The organism is Reyranella sp. (assembly GCF_004296935.1).
Classification (GTDB): domain Bacteria; phylum Pseudomonadota; class Alphaproteobacteria; order Reyranellales; family Reyranellaceae; genus Reyranella.
In genome coordinates this window covers 21,600-39,196 of the sequence record NZ_SCVH01000034.1, presented here as the reverse complement: position 1 = coordinate 39,196, position 17,597 = coordinate 21,600, and the positions used below count along the sequence as shown (strand labels likewise).

The 17,597-nt window shown below is 68.5% G+C and carries 18 protein-coding genes; 5 read left to right on the top strand and 13 right to left on the bottom strand.

The genetic code is table 11. From position 1 onward, the window contains the following. Entirely contained in the window at window positions 1-1,212 is a 1,212-nt protein-coding gene (locus tag EPO55_RS04625; protein WP_296335283.1) for an MFS transporter, read from the bottom strand. A gap of 106 nt (window positions 1,213-1,318) precedes the next feature. Here EPO55_RS04625 and EPO55_RS04620 point away from each other — a divergent pair, with 106 nt between their 5' ends. Continuing rightward, entirely contained in the window at window positions 1,319-2,062 is a 744-nt protein-coding gene (locus tag EPO55_RS04620) for a hypothetical protein (RefSeq protein WP_296335282.1), read from the top strand. Between the two features lie 7 nt (window positions 2,063-2,069). Here EPO55_RS04620 and EPO55_RS04615 read toward each other — a convergent pair whose 3' ends face one another. Then, window positions 2,070-3,599 (bottom strand): hypothetical protein, encoded by a 1,530-nt coding sequence (locus EPO55_RS04615; protein ID WP_296335281.1) that lies wholly within the window; start codon window positions 3,597-3,599, stop codon window positions 2,070-2,072. A 103-nt stretch (window positions 3,600-3,702) separates the two neighbouring features. Here EPO55_RS04615 and selD point away from each other — a divergent pair, with 103 nt between their 5' ends. Together selD and EPO55_RS04605 are read left to right on the top strand one after the other, a co-directional pair. After that, complete coding sequence (gene selD / locus EPO55_RS04610; protein WP_296335279.1) at window positions 3,703-5,934, top strand: selenide, water dikinase SelD; 2,232 nt, start codon at window positions 3,703-3,705, stop codon at window positions 5,932-5,934. A gap of 14 nt (window positions 5,935-5,948) precedes the next feature. Continuing rightward, window positions 5,949-6,335 (top strand): OsmC family protein, encoded by a 387-nt coding sequence (locus EPO55_RS04605; RefSeq protein ID WP_296335278.1) that lies wholly within the window; start codon window positions 5,949-5,951, stop codon window positions 6,333-6,335. Here EPO55_RS04605 and EPO55_RS04600 read toward each other — a convergent pair. Then, window positions 6,332-7,045 carry a ribonuclease activity regulator RraA gene (locus EPO55_RS04600; protein ID WP_296335277.1) on the bottom strand — a complete coding sequence of 238 codons (714 nt, stop codon included), beginning with the start codon at window positions 7,043-7,045 and terminating at the stop codon, window positions 6,332-6,334. The genes EPO55_RS04605 and EPO55_RS04600 overlap by 4 nt on opposite strands. Window positions 7,046-7,130: 85 nt before the next feature. On the opposite strand from EPO55_RS04600, the gene EPO55_RS04595 reads away from it, so the two are divergent. Then, window positions 7,131-8,378 (top strand): CinA family nicotinamide mononucleotide deamidase-related protein, encoded by a 1,248-nt coding sequence (locus EPO55_RS04595; protein ID WP_296335276.1) that lies wholly within the window; start codon window positions 7,131-7,133, stop codon window positions 8,376-8,378. Here the strand turns inward: EPO55_RS04595 and bluB are convergent. Genes bluB through cbiE form a run of 6 tightly spaced genes read right to left on the bottom strand, consistent with a single transcriptional unit; the run spans window position 8,368 to window position 13,495 of the window. Next, window positions 8,368-9,003, bottom strand: a complete 636-nt coding sequence (gene bluB, locus EPO55_RS04590) for a 5,6-dimethylbenzimidazole synthase (RefSeq protein WP_296335275.1) — start codon at window positions 9,001-9,003, stop codon at window positions 8,368-8,370. The genes EPO55_RS04595 and bluB overlap by 11 nt on opposite strands. Continuing rightward, the gene (locus tag EPO55_RS04585) at window positions 9,000-10,337 is read right to left on the bottom strand and encodes a cobyrinate a,c-diamide synthase (RefSeq protein WP_296335273.1); all 1,338 of its coding nucleotides are present in this window, start codon (window positions 10,335-10,337) and stop codon (window positions 9,000-9,002) included. The genes bluB and EPO55_RS04585 overlap by 4 nt, the downstream gene beginning before the upstream one ends. Next, a complete protein-coding gene (cobA, locus tag EPO55_RS04580) occupies window positions 10,334-11,125 on the bottom strand; it encodes a uroporphyrinogen-III C-methyltransferase (protein WP_296335272.1) in 792 nt (263 codons plus the stop codon). The genes EPO55_RS04585 and cobA overlap by 4 nt, the downstream gene beginning before the upstream one ends. Further along, window positions 11,122-11,883 (bottom strand): precorrin-4 C(11)-methyltransferase, encoded by a 762-nt coding sequence (gene cobM, locus EPO55_RS04575; protein ID WP_296335271.1) that lies wholly within the window; start codon window positions 11,881-11,883, stop codon window positions 11,122-11,124. The genes cobA and cobM overlap by 4 nt, the downstream gene beginning before the upstream one ends. After that, window positions 11,880-12,263: a cobalamin biosynthesis protein gene (locus EPO55_RS04570; protein ID WP_296335270.1), complete on the bottom strand. Its 384-nt coding sequence runs from the start codon at window positions 12,261-12,263 to the stop codon at window positions 11,880-11,882. The genes cobM and EPO55_RS04570 overlap by 4 nt, the downstream gene beginning before the upstream one ends. Further along, window positions 12,260-13,495 (bottom strand): precorrin-6y C5,15-methyltransferase (decarboxylating) subunit CbiE, encoded by a 1,236-nt coding sequence (cbiE, locus tag EPO55_RS04565; RefSeq protein ID WP_296335269.1) that lies wholly within the window; start codon window positions 13,493-13,495, stop codon window positions 12,260-12,262. The genes EPO55_RS04570 and cbiE overlap by 4 nt, the downstream gene beginning before the upstream one ends. A 14-nt stretch (window positions 13,496-13,509) precedes the next feature. Here cbiE and EPO55_RS04560 point away from each other — a divergent pair, with 14 nt between their 5' ends. Then, a complete protein-coding gene (locus EPO55_RS04560) occupies window positions 13,510-14,268 on the top strand; it encodes a cobalt-precorrin-6A reductase (RefSeq protein WP_296335268.1) in 759 nt (252 codons plus the stop codon). On the opposite strand, the gene cobJ is transcribed toward EPO55_RS04560, so the two are convergent. Genes cobJ through cobG form a run of 4 tightly spaced genes read right to left on the bottom strand, consistent with a single transcriptional unit; the run spans window position 14,232 to window position 17,596 of the window. Beyond that, on the bottom strand, window positions 14,232-14,984 hold the full coding sequence (gene cobJ / locus EPO55_RS04555; protein WP_296335267.1) for a precorrin-3B C(17)-methyltransferase: 753 nt from the start codon (window positions 14,982-14,984) through the stop codon (window positions 14,232-14,234). The two genes, EPO55_RS04560 and cobJ, sit on opposite strands and share 37 nt — an antisense overlap. After that, on the bottom strand, window positions 14,981-15,739 hold the full coding sequence (locus EPO55_RS04550) for a precorrin-2 C(20)-methyltransferase (protein ID WP_296335266.1): 759 nt from the start codon (window positions 15,737-15,739) through the stop codon (window positions 14,981-14,983). Before EPO55_RS04550 ends, cobJ begins: the two co-directional genes overlap by 4 nt. Next, window positions 15,736-16,368: a precorrin-8X methylmutase gene (locus EPO55_RS04545; RefSeq protein WP_296335265.1), complete on the bottom strand. Its 633-nt coding sequence runs from the start codon at window positions 16,366-16,368 to the stop codon at window positions 15,736-15,738. The genes EPO55_RS04550 and EPO55_RS04545 overlap by 4 nt, the downstream gene beginning before the upstream one ends. Beyond that, on the bottom strand, window positions 16,361-17,596 hold the full coding sequence (gene cobG / locus EPO55_RS04540) for a precorrin-3B synthase (protein WP_296335264.1): 1,236 nt from the start codon (window positions 17,594-17,596) through the stop codon (window positions 16,361-16,363). The genes EPO55_RS04545 and cobG overlap by 8 nt, the downstream gene beginning before the upstream one ends. Window position 17,597: the final 1 nt, after the last annotated feature.

The window sequence follows — 17,597 nt, the reverse complement described above, 5'->3', positions numbered from 1 at the left end:
CTAGCGACCGAGACGTTCGCGGGCGCCGGCCTCGGAGCCGAGCGAGGCGGCGGCGAGCGCGAGGGCCGCCACCGACAGGACCATGACCGCCGTATAGCCGCCGGTCAGGTCGTGCAATACGCCGCCGATCCAGGCGCCGAGGAAGCCACCCAGGCCCATGCCAATGCCGATCAGGCCGTAGATGCGGCCGAAGTGGGCGCCGCGGTAGCGCAGCGTCGCCAGCGTGGAGATCATCGGGCCGCGCGAGCCCATGCTGCCGCCGAACAGCAGCACGTAGAGCCAGAGCCAGGGATCGTCCTGAGGCCCGTCGACCAGCGCCAGCGCACCAACTCCGGCGATCGAGCAGGCATAGGCGAGCAGCGCCGCGAGGCGCCGGCCGCCACGGTCGGCGAGCCAGCTGAAGCCGACCATGCCGAGCGGCGTCAGCAGGCCTGCGACGGCGAGCGCGCGGGCGGCATAGGGCCCGTCGATGCCGCGCTCCAGCAGATAGACCATCGTCTGCGGCACCAACGAGAAGATACCGACCGACGTGAGGGCAAACGACGAGGTGAGCGCCCAGAAAGGCCACGCCCGCACCGCCTCGCCGACGGTCGGGCCGCGGTCGGCCGCCGCGCGCTGCGGCGCCAGGCCCGGCGCGCCGCGTTCGATCCGCGCCCACGGCAGGAAAACCAGCAGCGGGATGAACAGCGCGCTCATGACGGCGAAGACGATGTAGGCGTGGCGCCAGCCTTCCGTCGTGATCAGATGCTGCGCCAGCGGGAACATCCCCATGGCGCCCACGCCCGAGGCCGACCAGGCGACGCCCAGTGCAACGCCCAGCCGCCTGGCCGGAAACCAGCGGCCGAGCAGTGAGGAGCTCAGCACGCCGGAGAGCGAGGCGCCGGCGAAACCCATCACGACGCCGAGGCCGAGATAGAGATGCCAGAGCTCGGTCGCCTGCGAGGCGCTGGCCGTGGCGAGCGTCGCTGCCGTCACGCCGACGATCGTAAGCGTGCGCAGGCCGAAGCGATCGACGATCCATCCGGCGATCGGTGCCGCGATGCCGCCGACCAGCAGGGCGAAACTGTAGATCAGGGTGACCGAGCCGCGGTGGGCATCGAAGGCCTGCTGCAGGGCCGGCACGAACACCACGAAAGTGTCGCTGATCGACCGACTCGCGACGCCCAGGGCAAAACACAGCGCCACCAGCGCCCAAGGCATGATCGATCCCATCGACCCAACCTCGACGAGCGCCCGCCCCGACGCAAGCCGCCCGACGGGCCGGCAGGCTTGCATTCTCCGCATGTGCGCGCCACGTTCCGCGCCGCGGAGGAAGCACGTGGACGACACGCTCATCACCGAAACACTCATCATCGAACCCGGCTTCAACGGCCCGCGCCTGTCGGGCAACGGCGGCTATGTCGGCGGCGTGCTGGCCGGCCGGTTTACGCGGGCCTTCGGCGGCGACGGTGCCGTCGAGATCACGTTGCGGGCGCCGATCCCGATCGACACGCCGCTCCAGGTGAGCCGCGACGGCGACGCGCTGTTGCTCCACGACGGCGAGACGCTGCTCTGCGAGGCGCGCGCCGGCTCGGTCGATCATCTGGAACCGCCGCCGCCGCCCGCCGACTGGGCAGACGTCATGCGCCGCGGCGAAGAAGGTGGAAGTCCCGAGGACAGCGACTTCCACTGGTGTCTCGTGTGCGGTCGCGGCCGTGCTGTCGGCGATGGGCTGCGGGTGCTCGGCACGCATGGCCCTGGTCCTGGCCGCTCGCTCTCCTGCTACCTGCCCCATGCCGCGCATGCCGACGCGGCGGGACGCATCGGGCCGGAGTATCTCTGGGGCACCCTCGATTGTCCCGGCGCCTGGGCAGCCCAGGATCCCGACGACTGGCGGCCGGCGCTGACCGGTCGCATGACGGCCAAGGTGCTGGATCGGCCCAGGGTCGGCGAACGCTGCGCCGTGGTCGGCTGGCGCATCGGCGCCGAGGGCCGCAAGCTCTACTCAGGCACGGCACTCTATACGGAGCAGGGCCGTCTCTGTGCGATCGGCCACTGCACCTGGATCGTGCTCAAGAGCTAGCGCGAAGCTAGCGGTCGCGCACGAAGATGGTCGAGGACTCGTCGGTGTAGGCCTGCCGCCAGCCCGGCAGCCGGGCGAGCAGTTTGTTGGCCGGCTGGTTCCTGGGAAACAGCGTCCACTCGATCGCATGGCGTTCGAGCATCTGCTCCAGGGACTCCTCGCCGCGCAGGTTCACCACGTCGGCGAAGCGCCTGATGAACTCGCCGCCATAGAGTTCGCCACGGCCGTCGATGAAGGTGGGCACACCGGCCCGGATCAGGTAGCCGCCGTAATTGTAGTGGTTGAGCACATGGCCCTTGAGACCGGCCTCGCTGGCATAATCGAGCGCCGCCTGCGGCATCGTCGACGGTGGCGGCGTGACGCCGCCCAGCTTGACCAGGCCGGCGGCATAGAGCGCGACCGCCGCGAAGCAGAGCGCCAAGGCGGCGTGGCCCGCGGGACGGGCGAGCGCCCGCATCCGCTGGACGAGAAGGCTTCCGCCCGTCGCGTCGGGATCGGGCCGCAGCGACGGCCATTGCCGTGCCAGCGGCGGCGCCACGACGAGCGGCAGCAACATCGCCAGCAGCTCGGCGTTGCGGGCGTAGCGCAGATAGAGATGGACCAGGCCGATCACGATCAGCAGGCGCACCAGCGGCAACTTGAGTCCGCGCGAGAGCGCGGCATAGAGCGCCACCAGCAGGATCAGCTCCTGCATCGGCTGGCTCTGGAAATCGGGCGACTTCCATTCCGAGATCATGCCCAGCGTCTCGCCGAGACCGAAGATGCGCAATGTCACCAGGATCGATTCGGGGCCGTAGGGCGTGATGCAGGCCACCAGCCCCGAGGCCACGCCGAACTTCGCCCAGGCGACGAACAGCGCCTTGCGCTCCACCGCATCGCGCGCACCGACCACGGCGTCGAGCGCGAAGGCGCCGCACAGCACCAGGCCCAGGGTGAAGCCGCCATGCAGGTTGGCCCACAGCAGCATCGCCAGCAGCAGCAGCGGCTCGGGCGCGCGGCGTTGCTCGACCGCGCGGACGAGGCCGGCCACCCACCACAGCATGACGGGGAACGCGAGCAGGTGCGGCCGCGCCAGAAAATGCGGCGCCGTCATCACGATGGCCGCGAGCGTGAACAGGGCCGCGGGCAAAGGCGTGAGGTCGCGCAGCAGGAGGCGCAGCAGCAGCGCGAAGCTCACGCCGATGGCCGCCGCCGACAGGACGGTCACGCCGCCCCAGCCGCCGATGTTGAAGGCCAGCGCCATCAGGAGCTGCGACAGCCACTCCTTGGCGATCCACGGCTGGCCGGCGAAGGTGAAGGAGAAGGTGTCGACGGTCGGCACGGTCCCATGGGCCAGCATCCAGTTGCCGACCGCGATGTGCCAGTGACTGTCGGGATCGCCGAGCAGCGGCAGGCCCTCGGCGTTGGCGAGAAAGACGAACAGCACCATCCCGAGCGCGAGCGGCCAGGACAACGCCCAGGCCGAGCGTGGCTTCAGCGCCGCGAGGGCGCCGTCGTGAAAGTCGCGGGAAACCGAGAGGCCGGAAGTGACGGCCATGAAGAGGCTCCGAAATCAATATAAGAAAGATATATAATCTATTGATATACAATATTTTTTAGCATTGTACCAGTAGGATGCCCGATCGGTTATACGAGTCGGGATGCAGGCTGCGCCCCTCCTCAAGGACCTCGTGCTGGTTGGCGGCGGCCATGCCCATGTCCATGTGCTGAAAAGCTTCGGCATGACGCCGATGCCCGGGGTCCGCCTGACCCTGATCGGCCGGGACATCGAGACGCCCTACTCCGGCATGATCCCGGGCTTCGTCGCCGGCCACTATTCCTTCGACGAATGCCACATCGATCTTGCCCGGCTCGCGGCCTGGACCGGCGCGCGCCTGATCCAGGCCGAGGCCATCGGCCTCGATCGCGCCAACCGCCGGGTGCTGCTGAAGGACCGCCCGCCGGTCTCCTACGACCTGCTGTCGATCGACGTCGGCGCGGCCCCCAGCCTCGACGCCATTCCCGGCGCCGCCGAACACGCAACGCCGGTGAAGCCCATCGCGGAGCTCGGCCGGCGCTGGCTTGCCTTCGTCGAGCGCATGAAAGACCGGCGTGCGCCGCTCCGTATCGTCGTGATCGGTGGCGGTGCCGGCGGCGTCGAGCTGGCGCTGGCGATCGATCATCGCCTGCGCCAGATCGCGCGCGAGGCCGCAATCAGCGTCACCCTCGTCACGCGCGGCGACATCCTGGCCGGCAATGCCACCTCGGCGCAGAAGGCGATGCGCAGGATCCTGGCCGCACGCGGCATCCGGCTGCTCGAGAAGTCATCGACGACGGCGATCGAGCGCGGCGTGGTCCATCTCGAGGGCGGCGAGCGGCTGGAGGTCGACGATGTCTTCGTCGTCACCGAGGCCAGTGCCTCGCCGTGGTTCACCGGGACCGGCCTCGCGCTCGACGGCCGCGGCTTTTTCGCCGTCGACGACACATTGCGCACGACCGGCGACGAAAACATCTTCGCGGTCGGCGATTGCGCCACCGTGTTGGCCCATCCCCGCCCCAAGGCCGGCGTGTTCGCGGTCCGCCAGGGCCCGCCTCTCGCGAAGAACCTGCGACGCGCGCTGCTCGGCCAGGAACCGGAGCCGTTCACGCCGCAACGCCGGTATCTCTCGATCATCGGCACCGGCGACGGCCGCGCGCTGGCGACCCGCGGCGCCTGGTCGGTCGAAGGTGCGTGGGTCTGGCGGTGGAAGGACCATATCGACCGCAAGTGGATGCGCATGTATCGCGAGCCGCCGGCCAAGCCGATGGACATGGGCGCACGCGCGGCACCGCCCGACCCGGCGCTGGCCGATGTCGAGGCCAGGCGCCTGCTGGCCGACATCGGCATGCGCTGCGGCGGCTGTGGCGCCAAGGTCGGCGCCGGAGTCCTGACCCGCGTGCTGGCCCGCCTCGGCCCCTCGCCCGGATCAAGCGTCACGATCGGTCTCGACGCACCCGACGACGCCGCGATGATCGAAGTGCCGGCGGGAAAAGCGCTGGTCCAGTCGGTCGACTTCTTCCGTACCTTCATCGACGATCCCTTCGTCTTCGGCGAAGTGGCGGCGGTCCACGCGCTGGGCGACGTCTGGGCGATGGGCGCGAAACCTCACAGCGCGCTGGCCTTGGCGGTCGTCCCCGCCGCCGCCGAACGGCTGATGGAGGAGGATCTCTTCCAGATGCTGTCGGGTGCACGCCGCATCCTCGACCATGCGGGCTCAGCCCTGATCGGCGGTCATTCCGGCGAAGGCCCTGAAGCGGCGCTGGGTTTTTCGGTGAACGGCCTGGTCGACCCGGCCCGCGCCTTGCGCAAGGGCGGCTTGAAGCCGGGCGACAGGCTCGTGCTCACCAAGCCGCTCGGCACCGGCGTGATCTTCGCCGCCGCCATGCGCGGGCGCGCGCGCGGCACCTGGATCGCGGCGGCGCTGGCCTCGATGCGCCAGCCCTCGTCCGCCGCCGCCGACGCCCTGGTCGCGGCCGGCGCCCATGCCTGCACCGACGTCACCGGCTTCGGCCTCGCCGGCCATCTCGCCGAGATGATTCGGGCCACCGGCCGCGGCGACGAGGTCTCGGTCGATCTCCATCTCGATGCCCTGCCCGCCCTCGATGGCGCCGTCGAGCTCTTCGCCCAGGGCTTCGCCAGCTCACTGCAACCGGAAAACCTGCGCGCCCGCCACCTGATCGAGGGCATGGCCGCGCATGCGGGTCATCCCAAGCTGCCGCTGCTGTTCGACCCCCAGACCGCGGGTGGACTCCTGGCGGCAGTGCCGGCCGAAATGGCCGATCGCATCGACGGCGTCGTCATCGGCGAGGTGCAGGTGCGCTCCGAAGGCCGTTCGTTCATTCATCTCGCATAAGCCTGGAGTTCGATATGGCGCACGCAAGAGCAAGCATCGGTACGGTGAACTACGCCACGGCGATTGCGACCGGGCATCACAAGCTCACTGTCGACGAGGGCCCCGAACTGGGCGGCAAGGACACCGGCCCCGCCCCCTACGACCTGCTGACTTCGGCGCTGGGTGCCTGCACGGTGATCACGCTCCGCATGTATGCCGAGCGCAAGCAATGGCCGGTGACGGCCGTGCATGCGGATATCCACTTCGTCCGCGAAGGCGACAAGCAACGCATCGATCGCGTGCTCACCATCGAGGGCGCCGTCGACGATGCGCAGAAGAAGCGCATGGCCGACATCGCCGAGCGCACGCCCGTCACCCTCACACTGAAGGGCGGGCTCGAAATCAGGACGACGTTGGCCTAGCGCTTACGCTTCTTCCATTCCTCGTAGTCGCGCTTGGCCTCCTCGCCCGCCACCGGGAACAGGCCCTTGAGCGAGCGCCCCTTCGCCACTTCGAGCTCGGCCCAGCTCTCGTACTCGTAGTTCTTCATCGCCTCCTCGGCCACCGCCTCGACGACGTCGGGCGGGATCACCAGCACGGCATCGCGGTCGCCGACGACGATGTCGCCGGGATAGACGGCAACGCCGCCGCAGGAGATCGGCAGCTGCAGGTCGATCGGCCGGTGTACGATCGGCGACGGCGGCGACGAGGGCCGACGGTGATAGGCCGGCAGGCCGGTCTTGAAGACGCCGTCGGTGTCGCGAAAGCCACCGTCGGTCACGATGCCGGCGGCGCCGCGCGCTTTCAGCCGGCCGATATAGAGGTCACCCGCCGAGGCAGCGCGCGAATCGCCGCGTGAATCGATCATCAGCACGTGCCCCGGCGGACATTCCTCCATCGCCTGCGGCTGGACCATGCTGCGGTTGGTCGAGGTGGGGCCATCCTTGTCTTCACGCGAGGGGATGAAGCGCATGGTGAAAGCGATGCCGACCATGCGCGGCTGCTCCGGGCGCATCGGCCAGACATCGTAGAGCGTCATGCTGCGCAAGCCGCGCCGGTTCAGGACGCCGGTCAGGGTCGAGGTGCCGACGCGGGCCAGCGCATCGCGCAGTTCGGGTGTGAGGACGGCCATTCAATCTCTCCCTCGGATTCATTCGCGACGGCAACGTTAGCGAACCAAGTTCGCTTTCGCACGCCCGACCCGTCATAATTGCCCGATGAAAATCGAAATTCTCTGCACCGGCGACGAAATCCTGACCGGCAAGACCGTCAATACCAATTACAGCCACATCGCCCGGCGCCTGGCCGATACCGGCCTCGACGTGCACTGGGGCACTACCGTCGGCGACGACCGCGCGAGCTTGCTGCAGGCGTTCCGCCAGGCCGGGGATCGGGCCGACGCGGTGATCGTGAACGGCGGCCTCGGACCCACAGTCGACGACCTCTCCCAGGAAGTGGCTGCCGAGGCATGCGGCGTGCCGCTGGTGCTGAGCGACTACTGGATGGAACGCATGACCCAGTCCTACGCCCGGCGTGGGCGGGTGATGCCAGCCAACAACAAGAAGCAGGCGATGTTGCCGGCCAACGCCGAGTTCATCGACAACCCGATCGGCACCGCCTGCGGCTTTGCCGTCACCATCGGCCGCGCCCGCTTCCTGTTCACCCCGGGTGTGCCGCGCGAGATGCGCCGCATGCTGGACGAGCAGGTGATCCCGCGCCTGCTGGCGCTGGGCGGCATCCGGGGCGTGACGAAACTCAAGCGCTTCCACACTTTCGGCATCGGCGAGTCACGGGCGGACGAGATGTTGAGCGGTATCGAGGCCTTCAAGCAGGAAGGCGGCATCAAGCTCGGCTTCCAGGCGCACTATCCGCAGCTCGAGACCAAGCTCGCGGTGCGCGGCGCCGACGAGGCCGACCTGCAACGGCAGCTCGCTCCCGTCGAGGCCGAGGTGCGCAAGCGGCTGGGCAACTTCATCATTGCCGAGGACGAGCAGACGCTCGAGGGCGTGATCATGGGCAAGCTGCGCGAGGCCGGGCAGACACTCAGCATCGTGGAGAGTTTCACCGGCGGCAACATCGCCGCCCGTCTCGCGCCGTTGGTGGGCGCCGAGGCGGTGTTCAAGCGGGGCGTCATCACTCGCGAAGTGTCCGGCGAGACATCGCCCGAAGACGCCGCAGCGAGCGCGGCCAACCTCAAGGCGGAGAGCGGCTCCAGCCATGCACTGGCGGTCCTCATGCAACTCGACGAAGGCGCCGACCGGCCGGAATTCGGCGCCACCATCTGCATCGGCATCGCCGACGACAGAGGCCGCGTCTCACGCCAAGCCCGCCTGATCGGCGGTCGCGACTGGGTTCGCGTCGGCGCGGCGGAACTCGGCCTGGATTGCCTGCGCCGTCACCTGCTGGGACTGCCGGTCGACGAGCGCATCGATTTTGAAAGACGCGATCCCCCGCCTAGCGCGTAAAAGTCACCGCCTCGGCGTTGGTCCGCTGCTCCCAGTGATGGCGTTCCAGCTCCGGGTCGAGATGCTCCTCGGCCGGCACGCCGAGGCAGAGATAGGCCACCAGACTCCAGCCTTGTGGCACCTCGAGCACGCGCGTCACCGCGACGGGATCCAGAATCGAGACCCAGCCCATGCCGATCCCGTCGGCGCGCGCGGCAAGCCACAAGGTCTGGATCGCGGCGACCACCGAGTAATGCAGCGTTTCCGGCATGGTCTGCTGGCCAAGCCCGCTGCCGGTGTGGGTGCTGTCGTCTGAGAACACCGCGAGATGGACCGGCGCCTCCTTCAGCCCGGCGAGCTTCAGCCCGGCATAGATCGCCTGCTTCTCGCCAGCATAACCGGCAAGCGCCTTCTCGTTGGCTTCGGTGAAGCTCGCCACGACTGCTGCACGCCGATCGGGCGAAATCACGTGGACGAAGCGCCAGGGCTGGCTGAGACCGACCGACGGCGCATGGCTCGCGACCTCGAGCAGCGCGTCGATGCGCGCCGGCTCGACGGGATCGGGCCTGAAGCGCCGCACGTCGCGCCGCCACAGGACGAGGTCCCGGAACCGGGCACGGAATGCCGCGTCGAAGGTCGGGGTCATGTCTGCTTCCTGTCGATGGCATGAAAGAAGGTGCCGCTCACCGAGCCGCGCCGCGCACCGCCCTCGGACATCGATGCTCCCGCGGCATCGCGGCACGCGACCAGCGGATCGTCGCCGGCCGCGAGGGTGCTGGCATAGTGAAACTCGTGCCCCATGATCTCCACACCGGCCGATCCCAGCGAACAGTCGGCCAGTAGGCGCGCGCGACGGTAGCCGAGATGGAGGCTGCGCTTGGCGAACGACGTCTCAAGTCTCAGCAGGCCCGCCATCGAATGGGGCACGCCGCGCGCATCCTCGATGCCGCGGCCCAGCACCATGTAGCCGCCGCACTCGCCATGGATCGGCACCGACCGGCCGGCGAGCGCGCGCAGACCGCCGTGAAACCGTTGCGCGGCCGCCAGCACGCCGGCGTGAAGCTCGGGGTAGCCGCCCGGCAGCCACACGGCGTCGGCGCCCGGATCCGGTGCCTGATCGGCGAGCGGCGAGAAAGGAACGATCTCGGCGCCGGCCGAGCGCCAGCGATCGAGCAGGTGCGGATACATGAAGGAGAAGGCCTGGTCCTGCGCGAGCGCGATTCTCTGGCCGGGAGGCTTCAGGCCGGATGCGACACCGGTCGAAGGCCGCAGCACCGCGGACCGTGCAGCCTGGCGAATGGCGTCGAGATCGACGGCGTTTTCGATCGCATCGGCGAAGCTGTCGAGACGGCGCTCGATGTCGGCCGTTTCACCGGCCTGCACCAACCCTAGATGGCGTTCAGGGAGCGCCAGTTGATCATCGCTGGCGATGGCGCCGAACACTTTCAGGCCGATCCGGTCGAAGGCCGGCGCGATCAGGGCGAGATGCCGGGTGCTGGAAACCCGGTTGAGGATGACGCCGGCGACGCCGACATCGTTGCGATAGTGGGCGCAGCCCGCGGCGACGGCGGCGGCGGTCTCGGTCTGTCCCGAGACATCGAGCACCAGCAGCACCGGCCAGCCGAACAGCGCCGCCAGGTCGGCCGTTGCGCCGCGCGCCGTCTGGCCCGGATCGGCGACGCCGTCGAACAGGCCCATGACGCCTTCAACGACGGTCACGTCAGCAGCAAGGGAATGGCGCGCGACGAGTTCGGAGAGGGTGCCCTCGGCCATCGCCCAGGTGTCGAGGTTGTAACTCGGCCGACCTGCCGCCACGGCATGAAACGCCGGATCGATATAGTCGGGACCGCACTTGAACGGCTGCACGAAAAGCCCGCGGCGGCGGAGCGCGCGCATCAGGCCGAGGGTCACAGTGGTCTTGCCGGCGCCCGAGCGCGGCGCCGCCACGACCAGGCCGCCCGGACCAACAGACTGGTTCATTGCCAGCCGACCATCGACGACAACAGGCCTTGCCTCAGGCCAGCGATCTTGCCGATGACCACGATGGCCGGTGCGCCGACCCCTTCACGGTGGGCGTCGTCGGCGAGATTCGCCAGGCTGCTCTCGACGACGCGCTCCTCCGCCGTACTCGCGCCCTGGATGATGGCCGCCGGCGTGTCCGAGGCCATCCCGCCCCGCGCCAGCGCCGCGGTGATGTCGGCGAGCTGCGCCATCGGCATATAAAGGATGATCGGCTGACCTACCTTGGCCAGTGCCTCCCAATCCGCCGCCGACTTTCCATCTTGCGCGCGATGGCCGGCGGCCAGGATCACCGCATGATTGGTGTCACGCGACGTGGCCGGAATGCCGGCCAGTGCAGCGGCGGCGAGACCGGAGGTGATGCCGGGAATGATGCGAAAGCGAATGCCGGCCTCGGTGAGCGCCGCGGCCTCGTCCCAGCCACGGCCGAACACGAACGGATCGCCGCCCTTCAGGCGCAGGACACGCCGTCCTGCCCGCGCGCGGTCGATCAGGATCGTGTTGATATCGCGCTGCTGCGGCGAGGGTCGGCCGCCACGCTTGCCGGCAAAAATTCGCTCGGCGCCCTTGTCCGCCAACTCCAGGACGCGCGGATCGACCAGGGCATCGTGCACGATGGTGTCGGCGTTCGACACGGCATGCAGCGCCAGCATGGTAAGCAGTCGCGGATCGCCAGGCCCGGCACCCGCCAGCCAGACTTCGCCCGATGGAAAATCAGGCAGCGCGGGAAAATTCTCGGGAAGCTTCACGTGCCCCTGCCCCGGAAGCGGCGCTGGTAGCCCGCGTCGTAGAGCGCGCTGTCGCGGAACGTGCGCGCGCCCAGCACTTTGCCGACCAGGATAAGGGCCGTCCGCTCGATCGGAGTCTTTGCGATCTCGGCCGCGATCGTGCCCAGCGTCGCGCGGATGATCCGCTGATCGGGCCAACTCGCACGATAGACAACGGCGACAGGGCAGTCTGCACCGTAGTGTGGCATGAGCGCGGCCACGACCTTGTCGATGGCGTGGATCGACAGATGGATGGCGAGCGTAGCCCCGGTGGCGGCATACGCCTCGAGCGTTTCTCCGGGCGGCATCGCCGAGGCCCGTCCGGAGGTTCTAGTCAACACCACGGTCTGCGCCAGTTCGGGCAGGGTCAGTTCCTGGCCGAGCGCGGCGGCGGCGGCGGCGAAGGCCGGTACGCCGGGCGTGATGGTGTAGGCAATACCGACCGCATCGAGACGGCGAAGCTGTTCGCCCAGCGCACTCCAGACCGAGAGATCGCCCGAATGGAGCCGGGCGACGTCTTGTCCGGCGTCGGTCGCGCATTGGCATTCGGCCACGATCTCGTCGAGCGACATCGGCGCAGTATCGACGATGCGCGCGCCCGGCGGGCAATGATCGAGCAGCGCTTTCGGCACCAGCGAGCCGGCATAGAGGCAGACCGGCGCGCGCGCGATGATGTCCCGACCACGGACCGTGATCAGGTCGGCAGCGCCCGGTCCCGCGCCGATGAAGTGAACCGTCATCGACCTTCTCCAATCGCGATGGCACAGGTCGCTCTTTCAGTGGCGACCCGCGTGCCCATCAATCGCGCATCGCGCCCCGCCGCAGCAAGCGCCGACGCCTCGGCAATCGACGGCACACCCTTCGTCGCCAGCACGATGAGGGACTGTGTGAGGACCTGTCCCGCCACACGATCGAGGTCCGACAAGGTGCAGCCGACCAGCTTCACCGACAGCAGGCGCGCTGCCTCGACCAGGCCAGGCTCGGTGGCCTTCCCGGACTCGGTGGCGATGACGTCGAGGCGCTCTGGCGCCAGCCTGAACAGGCCGAGCGCCAACCGCACCGCGCGCTCGATCTCCCCGGCCGATGTGTCGCGCCGGAATCCGACACCCGCGACGATCATGGCTTCCTCGCACGCCATTGGGTGACGGGCGTGCCCGATCTCCACGCAAACATCGTCCCGATGCGATGCGCCCTGGAAGCCTGCAGGCGCACCAGCTCGCCGCCGTGACGCTGGAAGGCTTCGATCAACCGGGCTTCCGAGTCGATCGACACGGTATTGGCGACCAGGCGGCCGCCCGGCTTCAGGGCCGACCATGCCGCGTCCAGCACGCCGGGATCGGACAGGCCGCCGCCGATGAACACGGCATCCGGTCGCGGCAGGTTGGCAAAACCCTCTGGCGCCCGCGACTGCACGATCTGTAAATCTGGTGTGCCGAGTGCGGCGGCATTGCGCGCCGCCCGCGCCGCGCGGTCGGGGCGTTCCTCGAAGCCGATGGCCCTGAGCGACGGATGGCGCAGCAACCATTCGATGGAAATCGAGCCCGCGCCCAGCCCGATGTCCCACAAGAGTTCGCCCTGCCGCGGCGCCAGCGCCGAGAGCGTGACGGCGCGCACCTCGCGCTTGGTGAGCTGGCCGTCGTTCTCGAACAGATCGTCGTCGAGGCCCGGCGCGAGCGGGAGAACGGTCGCTTCGGGCGAGGCTGCGACTTCCAGTGCGATGGTGTTGAGAGCCGCTACATCGACCAGATCGAATTCCGATGCCGTCGTAGTGCGTACACGCTCGCGCGGACCGGCCATGTTCTCGAGCACGACGATCTTCGATTGGCCCATGCCGCGCGCGACGAGGAGGTGCGCAAGCTTGGCCGCTGTCTCGCCATCCCAAGCCAATGCCAGAATCCGCGCCCCAGGCTGCAGGTAGCGTACGATTCCCTCAAGCGCGCGACCGTGCAGGCTGACGATCGACACATACTGCAACGACCACCCAAGACGGCCCGCCGCCAGGCTGAAGGCCGAGGGTTGCGGCAGGCAGAGCGTTTCCGCCGCGGGAACCTGCTCCAGCAGCATCGTGCCGGCGCCGTAGTGAAACGGATCGCCGCTTGCCAGCACCACGACCGGCCGGCCGCGGTGCTTGCGGATCTCCGGCAAGGCGCCGGCAATCGGGCTCGGCCAGGCGAGCCGGCGGCCACGGATCAGATCACCCGCCAGATCGAGGTGGCGCTTGCCCCCAACAACGAGTTCCGCGGAAGAGATCAGCCGCTGCGCCAGCGGCGACAGGCCAACAATACCGTCCTCGCCGATGCCGATGATGGACAGCCAGCGTGTCGCCGTGCAGTTTGCGGCCTCACTTGTCATGGGTTGGTCCCGCAATGCGCGTCCTCGTTCTTGGCGGCACCACTGAAGCCTCGGCGTTGGCGAAACTGCTGGCCGGCGACGCGCGTTTCAACGCCACCCTGTCGCTGGCTGGCAGAACCTCCAATCCCAAGGCCCAGCCGCTCGGTACGCGCGTCGGCGGCTTCGGCGGCGTCGAGGGACTCATCCATTGGCTGCGCGACGAGAAGATCGACGCCGTGGTCGATGCCACGCACCCCTACGCCGCGCGGATGTCCGCCAACGCCGTCGCTGCCTGCGCGCAGACGGACGTTCCGCTGGGCTCCATCGTGCGTCCGCCCTGGCAGCGACATGAAGACGACAGCTGGCGGATTGTGCCCAACGCCGAGGCCGCGGTGGCGGCGCTCGGAAAGACGCCGCTTCGGGTCTTTCTCAGTCTCGGCCGCCAGGACCTTCACGCCTTCGCGTCGGCGCCCCAGCATCGCTACCTCGCTCGCACCATCGAAGCTCCCGAACAGGCGGCCCTGCCGCCCAACATCAGGATCCTGCAGGCGCGCGGGCCGTTTGATCATGACTCCGAGGCGAAACTTCTTTCCGACGAGGAGATCGACGTCATCGTCTCGAAGAACTCCGGCGGCAACGCCACCTACGCCAAAATCGAGGCCGCTCGCGAACTCGACCTGCCGGTCATCATGATCGCACGGCCCGACAAGCCAGCCGGCCATATCCTGGGCAGTCCCGAGGCGGCGGTTGCCTGGCTTCACGACCGCGTTCCCGGCTCGCCGCGCGGCGTATAAATCCAGCGTCCGATCTGCCGCGTGGCGCTGGCGCCCACGATCACCAGAGTGCGCATGTCGGCCAACGCGCCGTCAGCAGCGGCAAGCGTCGTCGTCACGACCTTCGCATCCGGCGTACCCGCCGCGCGAACGAACAGCACCGGTGTCCCGGCCGCCTTGATCGCTCTCAGGAGGTCGAACGCCTGTCCCAGTTGATGCGGCCGCGCCTTCGACGCCGGATTATAAAGAGCGATCACGAAATCGCCTTCGGCCGCCGCCTTCAGGCGCCGCTCGACCGTGGTCCAGGCCTTCAGATTGTCGGAGAGCGAGATAGCGCAGAAATCGCCACCTAGCGGCGCCCCAACTTCAGCCGCCGCCGCCAACATCGCGGTGACGCCGGGCTCGACCCGGATGTCGAGCGTCCGCCACCCCGGTTCCCCAGCTTCGATCGCCTCGAAGACAGCCGACGCCATGGCGAACACGCCGGGATCACCACCCGACACCACGACGACTTGCCGGCCTGACGCCGCCAGCGACAATGCATGCCTGGCCCGGTCCAGCTCGACGCGATTGTCCGAGGCATGCCGGCACTGATCGGTTCGCGTCACCGGAATGCGATCGAGATAGGGGCCGTATCCCACGAGGTCCGTCGCTCTTTCGAGCGCCGCCGCCGTCGCCGGAGTCATGAGGTCGGCCTTGCCGGGCCCCGTTCCCACCACGATGAGGGAGCCGGTCATAGCCGCCTCCCCTGGCCGGGAATCAGCACCATCGCGAAATAGGCACCGGTGACGTCGCGGCAATCGGCAAGCGGCAGCACGCGTTCGTTGTCCATCGTCCCGCGCTCGACATAAACAGCGCGCGACAGCAGACCAGCGGCTTCGACGGCACGGCGCACTTTGCCGAGATTGCGGCCGACCTTCATGATCACTGCCGCGTCAGTCTGGCGCAGGTGGTCGACGAGCTGCTGCTCCTCGAGCGTTCCTGGCAGTACAGAAAGCGTGTCGTTGCCCCAGGTGATCGGCACGTTGGCGCGCGTCCAGCAGCCCGACATGCCGGTGACACCGGGCACAACCTCGACCGGAAAGTCCACCTCGAGCCGGCGCCACATGTGCATGAACGAGCCATAGAAGAAGGGATCGCCCTCGGCCAGGAGGCCGACGGATTTTCCCTCGCGCAGCAGTTTCGCGAGCGCATCCGATGTCTGGCGGTAGAAATCGCCGATCTGACGCTGATACTCGGGGCTCTCAGCCGGGATCTCGTCGGTCACCGGATACTCGCAACGGAGTTCCGCTCGCCCAGTCGTCATCAGCGCATCGACGATCCGCCGTGCGTTGCCCTGATGGCCGCGTTTGGCGAAGTAGGCGATCACATCGACGGCCTTCACCAGCGCGGCAGCGCGCAGTGTCAGATAGCGCGCATCGCCCGGCCCCACGCCTATGCCATAGAGCGTTCCACCGAGCGCCGATCCGCCGAGAGCATCGAGGCTCGTCATTCCACCTCGCTTGCCAGCGCATTGACGGCGGCCACCGCCATCGCGCTGCCGCCCCTGCGGCCGCGCACGATCAGGAACGGCACGCGGCCATCGGCAGCCAGCGCGTCCTTGGATTCGAGCGCGCCGACGAAGCCCACGGGAAGGCCGATCACCGCCGCTGGCGGCGGGGCACCGGCATCAAGCATCTCGAGCAGATGGAACAGTGCCGTGGGCGCATTGCCGATGGCGACGACGGCGCCAGCGAGTTTGTCGTGCCACAACTCCAAGGCAGCGGCGCTGCGCGTGTTGCCGAGTTTGCGGGCAAGGTCCGGGACAGAGGGGTCGTCGAGCGTACAGATGACGTCATTGCGGGCAGGCAGCCGGGCGCGCGTGATGCCATTCGCAACCATCTTCGAATCGCAGAGGATTGGCGCACCAGCGACAAGTGCCCAGCGCGCATTGTCGGCGAAGGTCGGCGACACCACGATGTCGCGGGCGATTTCGGTCATGCCGCAGGCATGGATGATTCGCACCGCCACCCGTTCCTCGGCTGGCGTGAAGCGTCCAAGCGCGGCCTCGGCGCGAATGATGCCGAAGGACTGGCGGTAGATCTCTGCGCCGTCACGCACGTAGGTGCGTTGCTCAGACATGGAACAGGGTTCCCGCCTCTTCCACCGCGACGGTGCGCTCCGGCGCGTCGCGCGTGGTGCCCTGGCGGACCACCTGGTAGTGGCCTTGCTCTCCTACCAGTACGAGATCGGCCGGCGTGGAGCGTGCGCATCCCTTGGCGCAGCCTGAGACATGAAGCGTTCCGGCAAAACCCAGGGCGGCAAACCGGCGTGCGTCGCGGCGCGCATCGACGCTGCTCGAACGACAATCCGGCGCACCCGGGCAGGCGTCGATCCGGAGGATCGGATCGTTCGCCTCGACGATAAGGCCGATATCGCGTGCCGCCTCAACGACACGGTGCGCCGCTGCAATGTCGCGTGCCCCGACATAGAGCGAACGCCACGGCGAGGGGCGAATGTCGGTTGCCCCGGCGTCCTCGACAACGGCCAACAGACTGCGGAGCTGATGCGCTTCGAGGCGGCCAAAGGCTGCCGCAATGCCCACGGCGGTTCGGCCGGCACCGAGAGGGATCATGCCGAGGGGCCGATCCCGATCGACCGGCAGATCGCCGTCGAGGGGACCGAGCAAGGGCGCCAGCACCGAGCGAACGTGTGCGAGGCCCTCATCGCCGAGGTCGCGCAGGCGTCGCTGCTCGCGGCGGACGCCGAGAAAAACGCGCGCTGCCATCAGCGCCGTCTTCGCCGCGGCATCGGGCGACGTCCTTCCGATCCACTCGGCTCCCGAGCGCGTGTCGAGCCCGACGGCGACTGCCTGACCAACGACCCTGAGCGCGACATCGGCACGCTCGCCGGAAATCGACACGCTTCCGCCGCCATCGACGAGGAAACCGAACTTCGAAGGTAGGCTATGCAATGCCGTATCGGCCGCCAACCCGCTTTCGAGAGCCCGCGCCAGGCGACGAACATCGATCCGCTCCGAGGGATCCAGGCCAGCCAGGGGCGACACCATGATGTTACGGACCGCTTCCGCGTCAGCCGAACGGTCGACAAGCCGATGTCTCTCGACGATGTCCTGCAGCCCGGACAGGCTCGTCTCGCCGAGGCCGCGGATCTGCAGATTGGCCCGCCGGGTGAGGTCGATATGGCCGTTGCCGAACACTTCCGAGGCATCGGCCAGGGCGCTTGCCTCCGCGAGGCCGAACGCGCCGGCCCACGGGCGCACGCGCGCGATCAGCCCGTCGCCGCTCTGCATCGGTCGCAGAACGCCCGGGCACCAGCCCTTCACCTCGATTGCAGCGGCAACGCTCATG